Raw genomic sequence first — 8,765 nt, 5'->3', positions numbered from 1 at the left:
GCCTCATCGCGAGCAGGCTCGCTCCCACACTGGGCCGCGTAGGGCACAGATTTTGTGTCCACTGAAGATCAAATGTGGGAGCGAGCCTGCTCGCGATGAGGCCCGCACAGGCGCTCAAACTCCCAGCAACAAAAAAGCCCTCGGACATCACCTGTCCGAGGGCTTTTTCATGTCGCGTGAAACCGGGTTATTTCTTCAAGCCGTAATGCTCGTCGAGCATGCCTGGGGAGTTTGGCATTTTCGGCGCGTAATCGCGTGGCGGCTCCTGATTGCGTGGCGGCGTCAGGCGTTCCCGTGGCGCTTGCACGGCGGCCTCGGAGTGCAGGGCGGCCAGCAGGCGTTGGCGAGTCTGTTCGTCCAGGGCCAGGCGGTTGGCACCCTCGGCGAGGTGGTCTTGCACTTCCTGATAGCTCTGAGTGAGCTTCTTGACCAGCGTTGCGGTGCTGTTGAAGTGGGTGATCACTTCATTCTGATAGTTGTCAAAACGTTCCTGAATGTCATCCAGCTGACGTTGCGTGCTGCTAGGCGCGGCATTCGGCAGAAGGCGGGCAACCAGGAAACCAATGGCGACACCGGCAACCAGGGCAAGAGTCGGCAACAACCAAACTAAGAGCGAGTGTTCCACGAGTCCTTCCTCTATAAACGGCTTTGCTTTACGTTAACGGCTCGGACCTGCGCTGTATACCGCGACGAGATCGCAATCATGCCAGGCACAGACTTTTAGCTAGACGAGTCGACCCTTCGAGAGGTCACGGAGTTCCTTCCTTGCTTATGCGTGAAACCCCTGTATTGATTGATGGCCCGGTGGGCCAACTGGAAGCCTTGTACCTGGACTCCCCCGAGCCACGTGGCCTGGCGCTGATCTGTCACCCAAACCCGGTGCAGGGCGGCACCATGCTCAATAAAGTCGTTTCGACCTTGCAGCGCACCGCTCGCGATGCCGGTTTGATCACATTACGATTTAATTACCGTGGCGTCGGCGCGAGCGCCGGCATGCATGACATGGGCACCGGCGAAGTCGATGACGCTCAAGCCGTGGCTGAATGGTTTCGCGCCAAACACCCTGATTTGCCAATGACCCTGTTCGGTTTCTCGTTCGGCGGCTTCGTTGCGGCCAGCCTCGGCGGACGCCTGGAAGCCAGGGGCGAGCAGCTCAAGCACGTGTTCATGGTTGCGCCGGCGGTGATGCGTCTGGGCGATCAGGATCAGCTGCCGCAGCACGGCGAACTGACGCTGATCCAGCCAGAATCCGACGAAGTCATCGATCCGCAACTGGTTTACGATTGGTCTGACGCCCTCGATCGCCCCCATGAGCTGCTGAAAGTGGCAGAATGCGGACACTTTTTTCACGGCAAGCTGACCGATCTCAAGGATCTGATCCTGCCGCGCCTTTCGAATTGATTGCAGTCTGATAAGCGATTACCCATGACTACTCGTACGCGCATCCTCACCGGCATCACCACCACCGGCACCCCGCACCTGGGCAACTACGCCGGCGCGATCCGGCCGGCGATCCTCGCCAGCCGCGACAGCAATGCCGATTCGTTCTACTTCCTGGCCGACTACCACGCCCTGATCAAGTGCGATGACCCGCTGCGCATCCAGCGCTCGCGTCTGGAAATCGCCGCGACCTGGCTGGCCGGTGGTCTGGATGTGGATCGGGTAACGTTTTATCGCCAGTCCGACATCCCGGAAATCCCTGAGCTGACCTGGCTGCTGACTTGCGTTGCCGCCAAGGGCCTGCTCAACCGTGCGCACGCCTACAAGGCCTCGGTGGACAAGAACGTCGAAGCCGGTGAAGACCCGGACGCCGGCATCACCATGGGCTTGTACAGCTACCCGGTGCTGATGGCGGCGGACATCCTGATGTTCAACGCGCACAAGGTTCCGGTCGGTCGCGATCAGATCCAGCACGTGGAAATGGCCCGCGACATCGGCCAGCGCTTCAACCACCTGTTTGGCCAGGGCAAGGAGTTCTTCACCATGCCCGAGGCGCTGATCGAAGAAAGCGTCGCCACGCTACCGGGCCTCGATGGCCGGAAGATGTCGAAAAGCTACGACAACACCATTCCGTTGTTCTCCAGCGCCAAAGAGATGAAGGACGCGATTTCGCGGATCGTCACCGACTCCCGTGCACCGGGCGAAGCCAAGGATCCGGACAATTCGCACCTGTTCACCCTGTTCCAGGCTTTCGCCACTGCGGCGCAGGCCGACGAGTTCCGCAGCGAACTGTTGCAGGGCCTGGGTTGGGGCGAGGCGAAGAATCGTCTGTTCCAACTGCTCGATAACGAACTGGGCGAGTCCCGCGAGCGTTACTACCAACTGATCGAACGCCCGGCAGACCTCGAAGACATTCTGCAGCACGGTGCCGCCAAGGCTCGCGCCGTGGCCACGCCGTTCCTCAACGAGCTGCGTGAAGCGGTCGGCCTGCGGTCTTTCGTCAAGCAGACGCAAGTGGCGGCCACCACCAAGAAGAAAGCCGCGAAAGCCGCGCGTTTCGTCAGCTTCCGTGAAGACGACGGCAGCTTCCGTTTCCGCCTGCTGGCCGCTGATGGCGAGCAACTGCTGTTGTCGCGCAACTTCGCTGACGGCAAAACCGCCGGCCAGGTGACCAAGCAACTGCAATCCGGCCAGGCGCTGGATGTTCGCAGCGAAGACCTGAGCTTCAGCGTCTGGCTCGAAGGCGAGTGCGTCGCCGACAGCCCGGCCTTCGCTGACAGCACCGCGCGGGATGTCGCCATTGACACCTTGCGGGTTGCGCTGACGCCTGTTCAGGAATAATCAACGGTTCGGCCCGACCAAGGGCTGATTGCCATTCTCAAGGGTCGTCGCTACAGTGTCGGCCCGTTTTTGTTGCCTTGCTAACGAATTATGACGCCCCTAGAACGATATCAAGCTGATCTGAAACGCCCGGAATTCTTCCATGACGCCGCGCAGGAAACTGCCGTGCGCCATTTGCAGCGCCTGTACGACGATCTGGTCGCGGCCTCGCAGAACAAACCGGGCCTGCYCGGCAAGCTGTTTGGCAAGAAAGACCAGGCGCCGGTCAAGGGCCTGTACTTCTGGGGCGGCGTAGGTCGCGGTAAGACTTACCTGGTCGACACCTTCTTTGAAGCGCTGCCGTTCAAGGAAAAGGTCCGCACTCACTTCCACCGCTTCATGAAGCGCGTGCACGAAGAGATGAAGACCCTCGGCGGCGAGAAAAACCCGCTGACCATCATCGCCAAGCGTTTCTCCGACGAAGCGCGGGTGATCTGTTTCGATGAGTTCTTCGTGTCCGACATCACCGACGCGATGATCCTCGGCACCTTGATGGAAGAGCTGTTCAAGAACGGCGTGACGCTGGTTGCGACCTCGAACATCGTGCCGGACGGTCTGTACAAGGACGGCCTGCAACGTGCGCGTTTCCTGCCAGCCATCGCGCTGATCAAGCAGAACACCGACATCGTCAACGTCGACAGCGGCGTCGACTATCGTCTGCGTCACCTTGAGCAGGCCGAACTGTTTCACTCCCCGCTCGACGAAGCGTCCCACGAGAGCCTGCGCAAAAGCTTCCGCGCACTCACGCCGGAATGCACTCAGGCCATCGAAAACGATGTGCTGATCATCGAGAACCGTGAGATCCGTGCCGTGCGTACGTGCGACGACGTGGCCTGGTTTGACTTTCGCGAACTGTGCGACGGCCCGCGTAGCCAGAACGACTACATCGAACTCGGCAAGATCTTCCACGCCGTGTTGCTCAGCGGCGTAGAGCAGATGAGTGTCACCACCGACGACATCGCCCGACGTTTTATCAACATGGTCGACGAGTTCTACGACCGTAACGTCAAGCTGATCATTTCCGCTGAAGTCGAGTTGAAAGACCTCTACACCGGCGGTCGCCTGAACTTCGAGTTCCAGCGCACCCTCAGCCGTCTGCTGGAAATGCAGTCCCATGAGTTCCTGGCGCGGGCGCACAAGCCGTAGGACATTTCGGAAAATAAAAAAGGCCTGCAATGCAGGCCTTTTTTATACGCTGAAGATCCCGGTGTGGGAGCGAGCCTGCTCGCGATGACTGAGTGCCAGTCGACATCGATGTTGGATGTCAGACCGCAATCGCGAGCAGGCTCGCTCCCACAGGGGGGCTGTGTTGGCCCTTGGTTTACGCGGCCTGCTGGAACTGCTGCCGATACTGGTTCGGCGACAGCTCGGTGTGCTGGCGGAATAGCCGGGCGAAGAAGCTCGCGTCGTCGTAGCCGACTTCGTAGCTGATGGTCTTGATGCTTTTACGGCTGGCGGACAACAAGCCCTTGGCGGTTTCGATGCGCAGGCGTTGCAGGTAGTGCAGCGGTTTGTCGCCAGTGGCGGTCTGGAAGCGCCGCATGAAGTTGCGGATGCTCATGCCGTGCTCGCGGGCGACGTCTTCGAAGCGGAACTTGTCGGCAAAATGCTCTTCGAGCCAATGCTGGATTTGCAGGATGATCACATCCTGATGCAGCTTCTGCCCGCCGAAACCGATACGCCCGGGTGAATAACTGCGCTGCACTTCATACAGAATGTCGCGGGCCACGGCCTGGGCCACGTTGGCCCCGCAGAAGCGCTCGATCAGGTAAATGTAGAGGTCGCAGGCCGAGGTGGTGCCGCCGGCGCAGTACAGGTTGTCGGCGTCGGTCAGGTGCYTGTCCTGATTGAGCTGAACGTTGGGGAAGCGCTCTTCGAAGGCGTTGAAGAAGCGCCAGTAGGTGGTCGCTTCCTTGCCATCGAGCAGGCCGGCCTCGGCGAGCCAGAACACCCCGGTGGCTTCGCCGCAGAGTACCGCGCCGCGTGCGTGTTGCTCGCGCAGCCACGGCAGCACCTGTGGATAACGTTTGCAGAGGGTGTCGAAATCGTCCCAGAACGCCGGGAGGATGATGATGTCGGCGTTTTCCAGGCCGCCATCCACCGGCATGATCACATCGCTGAAGCTGTTGACCGGTTTGCCGTCGGGGCTGACCAGGCGGGTTTCGAACACCGGGGTCAGGCCGTGGCCCAGTTGTTTGCCGTAACGCAGGCTGGCCAGATGGAAGAAATCCTTGGCTTGCATGAGGGTGGATGCAAAAACCCGGTCGATAGCCAGAATGCTGACGCGCCGCAGGGGCGTGGAGAGTTGGATAGACATATTCAATTTATTCTTATAGGGGAAAGTGGTCACCAAGCGGCTGGATCGTCTTATTTTTTGTCTGATGTGTCCAGTGTCCTGTTATCAACGGGAGGCTTAGGCTCAGGGTTCATTTGCGATCAACAATAACCACAGGTGCCCCGATGATCCCCAGAACCTTGTTCAGTTCCGAGCACGAACTGTTTCGCGACAGCGTACGAACCTTCCTCGAAAAAGAAGCCGTGCCGTTTCATGCGCAGTGGGAAAAACAGGGGCATATCGACCGCGCGCTGTGGAACAAGGCGGGGGAGGCGGGGATGCTCTGTTCTCATCTGCCGGAAGCGTACGGTGGGTTCGATGCGGACTTCCTCTACAGCGCGGTGGTGATCGAAGAGGTGGGGCGACTGGGGTTGACCGGTATCGGCTTCTCCCTGCATTCGGACATCGTGGCGCCGTACATCCTGCATTACGGCAGCGAAGCGCTGAAGCACAAATACCTGCCGAAACTGGTCTCCGGCGAAATGGTTACCGCGATTGCCATGACCGAGCCAGGCGCCGGCTCCGACCTGCAAGGGGTGAAAACCACAGCGGTGCTGGAGGGCGACGAGTATGTGATCAACGGTTCGAAAACCTTCATCACCAACGGCTTTCTCGCGGACCTGGTGATTGTCGTGGCCAAGACTGATCCCAAGGCCGGGGCCAAGGGCACCAGTCTGTTTCTGGTGGAAGCGAACACCCCGGGCTTCGAAAAGGGCAAGCGCCTGGAGAAGGTCGGGATGAAAGCGCAGGACACCTCGGAGCTGTTCTTCCAGGACGTCCGTGTGCCCAAGGAAAATCTCTTGGGCCAGGCTGGGATGGGCTTCGCCTATCTGATGCAGGAATTGCCGCAGGAACGTCTGACGGTTGCCATCGGCGGTCTGGCTTCAGCCGAGGCAGCGTTGAAGTGGACCCTGGATTACACCCGCGAGCGCAAGGCGTTCGGCAAGGCGATTGCAGATTTCCAGAACACCCGCTTCAAACTGGCAGAGATGGCCACGGAGATTCAGATTGGCCGGGTCTTCGTCGACCGCTGCCTGGAGCTGCACCTGCAAGGCAAGCTCGATGTGCCAACGGCGGCGATGGCCAAATACTGGGGCACCGACCTGCAATGCAAGGTGCTCGACGAGTGCGTGCAGCTGCATGGCGGTTACGGTTTCATGTGGGAATACCCGATCGCCCGGGCCTGGGCGGATGCGCGGGTGCAGCGGATTTATGCCGGGACCAATGAAATCATGAAAGAGATCATCGCGCGGTCGCTTTGACCGGAGGTGACTGGGCGGACGCCATCGCGAGCAGGCTCGCTCCCACAGGTACAGCGTAATCCCTGTGGGAGCGAGCCTGCTTGCGATGGGGTTTATGAGTCGATCAAGGCGCCGGGTTCGGGTGATCCTTGTGAATCGCCTCGATCCCCGCCAGCACTTCATCCGACAGTTTCAGGTCGAAACTGGCAATGTTGCTGTCCAGCTGTTCCAGCGTGGTCGCGCCAATGATGTTGCTGGTGACGAACGATTGCCGGGTCACGAACGCCAGGGCCATTTGTGCCGGGTCCAGGCCGTGTTCACGGGCCAGCGCCACGTAACGGCTGCACGCGACTTCCGACTGCGGGTTGAAGTAGCGGCTGAAGCGGCTGTAAAGACTCAGGCGAGCGTTTGCCGGGCGCGCCCCACCTTCGTACTTGCCGGACAGAAAACCAAACGCCAGCGGCGAATAGGCGAGCAGTCCGCATTGTTCGCGGATGGCGATTTCCGACAGACCGATTTCAAAGCTGCGATTGAGCAGGTTGTAGGGGTTCTGGATCGACACCGCACGCGACCAGCCGCGGGCTTCGGCCAGCGCGAGGAACTTCATGGTGCCCCACGGCGTTTCGTTGGACAGGCCAATGTGGCGGATCTTGCCGGCTTTGACCTGTTCGTCGAGTGCCTCGAGAGTGTCTTCCAGCGGGGTCAGGTTGACTTCGCTCTTGTGCGTGTAGCCCAGTTGCCCGAAGAAATTGGTGCTGCGTTCCGGCCAGTGCAGCTGGTAGAGATCGATATAGTCGGTCTGCAAGCGCTTGAGGCTGGCGTCCAGGGCCTGGACGATGTGTTCGCGGTTGTGTTTGAGGTGGCCACCGCGAATGTAGTCRATGGTGTTGCCGGGGCCGGCGATCTTGCTCGCCAGAATCCAGTCGGCTCGATCTCCACGGCTCTTGAAGTAATTGCCGATGTAGCGCTCGGTGGTGGCGTAGGTTTCGGCTTTGGGTGGCACCGGGTACATTTCGGCGGTGTCGATGAAATTGATCCCGGCGCTCTTGGCCCGTTCAATCTGTGCGAAAGCCTCTGCCTCGCTGTTTTGCTCGCCCCAGGTCATGGTCCCGAGGCAGATTGCGCTCACGTTCAGATCGGTACGGCCCAGCTGTCGATAGTCCATCGGGTAGTCCTTGGGGGAAAACAATCATAAAAGCAGGTTGAATTTTTTTTCGCAATCTGCATAATTGCGCACCTCTTTCTGCAGTGGAAGTGATGCGCCGCCTGCCGAAGAATCTTGCCGTTGAACGGACGCGCCGACCCGAGCCCCCGATAGCGTCTGTACCCGGCTGCCTTTGACTTGTCAAAGTACGCACTATTCAGTAAGATCCGCCGTCTAAATTTACAGGGCGGCCCCTGAGGCTATAAAGAATGAAAACTTTTACTGCTAAACCGGAAACAGTAAAGCGCGACTGGTTTGTCGTCGACGCTGCTGGTCAGACCCTGGGTCGTCTGGCCACCGAGATCGCGAGCCGTCTGCGTGGCAAGCACAAGGCTGAGTACACTCCTCACGTTGACACCGGCGACTACATCGTCGTTATCAATGCCGAGCAGATTCGTGTGACCGGTGCTAAAACCACCGACAAAATCTACTACTCCCACTCCGGTTTCCCGGGCGGCATCAAGTCGATCAACTTCGAAAAGCTGATCGCTAAAGCCCCTGAGCGCGTGATCGAGACCGCGGTCAAAGGCATGCTGCCTAAGAACCCGCTGGGTCGCGACATGTATCGTAAGCTGAAAGTCTATGCGGGCGCTGCTCACCCTCATACTGCTCAGCAGCCCCAAGAACTGAAGTTTTAACGGAATAGTTCATTATGTCGGCGACTCAAAATTACGGCACTGGCCGTCGCAAGACCGCAACCGCACGCGTTTTCCTGCGTCCGGGCACTGGTAACATCTCCATCAACAACCGCTCCCTGGATAATTTCTTCGGTCGCGAAACTGCCCGCATGGTAGTTCGTCAGCCGCTGGAATTGACTGAGACTGTCGAGAAGTTCGACATCTACGTCACCGTGATCGGTGGTGGTGTAAGTGGTCAAGCTGGCGCAATCCGCCACGGTATCACTCGCGCTCTGATGCAGTACGACGAAACTCTGCGCGGTGCTCTGCGCAAAGCGGGCTTCGTTACTCGTGACGCACGTGAAGTTGAACGTAAGAAAGTTGGTCTGCGTAAAGCGCGTAAGCGTCCGCAGTACTCGAAGCGTTAATTCGCTTTCGCGTTCAAAGCGCCCAGTCTCCTCGCGGAGCTGGGCGTTTTTTTTGCTTAAAGATTTATGATGTGACAACTTGCCACATCCGTAGAGCCCCTATACTACAAGGCTTGGCGC

The 8,765-nt window shown here is 59.1% G+C and carries 9 protein-coding genes; 6 read left to right on the top strand and 3 right to left on the bottom strand.

Annotation, left to right across the window (positions count from 1 at the left end; genetic code table 11):
• Positions 1 to 187 precede the first annotated feature (187 nt).
• Positions 188 to 625: a Z-ring associated ZapG family protein gene (locus AC1DH9_RS14525; protein WP_427543290.1), complete on the bottom strand. Its 438-nt coding sequence runs from the start codon at positions 623 to 625 to the stop codon at positions 188 to 190.
• A gap of 146 nt (positions 626 to 771) precedes the next feature.
• On the opposite strand from AC1DH9_RS14525, the gene AC1DH9_RS14520 reads away from it, so the two are divergent.
• The 3 genes from AC1DH9_RS14520 (at position 772) to zapE (ending at position 3,966) form a co-directional block, all read left to right on the top strand.
• Positions 772 to 1,401 (top strand): alpha/beta hydrolase, encoded by a 630-nt coding sequence (locus AC1DH9_RS14520; RefSeq protein WP_427543311.1) that lies wholly within the window; start codon positions 772 to 774, stop codon positions 1,399 to 1,401.
• A 24-nt stretch (positions 1,402 to 1,425) separates the two neighbouring features.
• The gene (locus AC1DH9_RS14515) at positions 1,426 to 2,781 is read left to right on the top strand and encodes a tryptophan--tRNA ligase (RefSeq protein WP_427543293.1); all 1,356 of its coding nucleotides are present in this window, start codon (positions 1,426 to 1,428) and stop codon (positions 2,779 to 2,781) included.
• Positions 2,782 to 2,871: 90 nt separating this feature from the next.
• The gene (zapE, locus tag AC1DH9_RS14510; protein WP_477808335.1) at positions 2,872 to 3,966 is read left to right on the top strand and encodes a cell division protein ZapE; all 1,095 of its coding nucleotides are present in this window, start codon (positions 2,872 to 2,874) and stop codon (positions 3,964 to 3,966) included.
• 175 nt (positions 3,967 to 4,141) lie between these two features.
• On the opposite strand, the gene AC1DH9_RS14505 is transcribed toward zapE, so the two are convergent.
• Positions 4,142 to 5,038 (bottom strand): GlxA family transcriptional regulator, encoded by an 897-nt coding sequence (locus AC1DH9_RS14505; protein WP_477808336.1) that lies wholly within the window; start codon positions 5,036 to 5,038, stop codon positions 4,142 to 4,144.
• Between the two features lie 242 nt (positions 5,039 to 5,280).
• Between AC1DH9_RS14505 and AC1DH9_RS14500 the strand changes: the two genes are divergently transcribed.
• Positions 5,281 to 6,417, top strand: a complete 1,137-nt coding sequence (locus AC1DH9_RS14500; protein ID WP_427543297.1) for an acyl-CoA dehydrogenase family protein — start codon at positions 5,281 to 5,283, stop codon at positions 6,415 to 6,417.
• A gap of 103 nt (positions 6,418 to 6,520) precedes the next feature.
• Here the strand turns inward: AC1DH9_RS14500 and AC1DH9_RS14495 are convergent, their stop codons facing one another.
• Positions 6,521 to 7,561, bottom strand: coding sequence for an NADP(H)-dependent aldo-keto reductase (locus tag AC1DH9_RS14495; protein ID WP_427543300.1), 1,041 nt, complete (start codon positions 7,559 to 7,561; stop codon positions 6,521 to 6,523).
• Positions 7,562 to 7,809: 248 nt separating this feature from the next.
• Between AC1DH9_RS14495 and rplM the strand changes: the two genes are divergently transcribed.
• Positions 7,810 to 8,238, top strand: coding sequence for a 50S ribosomal protein L13 (rplM, locus tag AC1DH9_RS14490; protein WP_416126365.1), 429 nt, complete (start codon positions 7,810 to 7,812; stop codon positions 8,236 to 8,238).
• A 14-nt stretch (positions 8,239 to 8,252) separates the two neighbouring features.
• On the top strand, positions 8,253 to 8,645 hold the full coding sequence (rpsI, locus tag AC1DH9_RS14485) for a 30S ribosomal protein S9 (RefSeq protein ID WP_002555064.1): 393 nt from the start codon (positions 8,253 to 8,255) through the stop codon (positions 8,643 to 8,645).
• Positions 8,646 to 8,765: the final 120 nt, after the last annotated feature.

The sequence above is a fragment of the Pseudomonas sp. 05T35 genome, from assembly GCF_056396605.1.
This window is presented reverse-complemented; position numbering and strand designations above follow the sequence as displayed.

Excerpts from the sequence above, each read along its gene's own strand:
- AC1DH9_RS14520 (WP_427543311.1), top strand. The coding sequence starts at position 772 with ATGCGTGAAACCCCTGTATTGATTGATGGCCCGGTGGGCCAACTGGAA.
- rplM (WP_416126365.1), top strand. The coding sequence starts at position 7,810 with ATGAAAACTTTTACTGCTAAACCGGAAACAGTAAAGCGCGACTGGTTT.
- rpsI (WP_002555064.1), top strand. The coding sequence starts at position 8,253 with ATGTCGGCGACTCAAAATTACGGCACTGGCCGTCGCAAGACCGCAACC.
- AC1DH9_RS14515 (WP_427543293.1), top strand. The coding sequence starts at position 1,426 with ATGACTACTCGTACGCGCATCCTCACCGGCATCACCACCACCGGCACC.
- AC1DH9_RS14500 (WP_427543297.1), top strand. The coding sequence starts at position 5,281 with ATGATCCCCAGAACCTTGTTCAGTTCCGAGCACGAACTGTTTCGCGAC.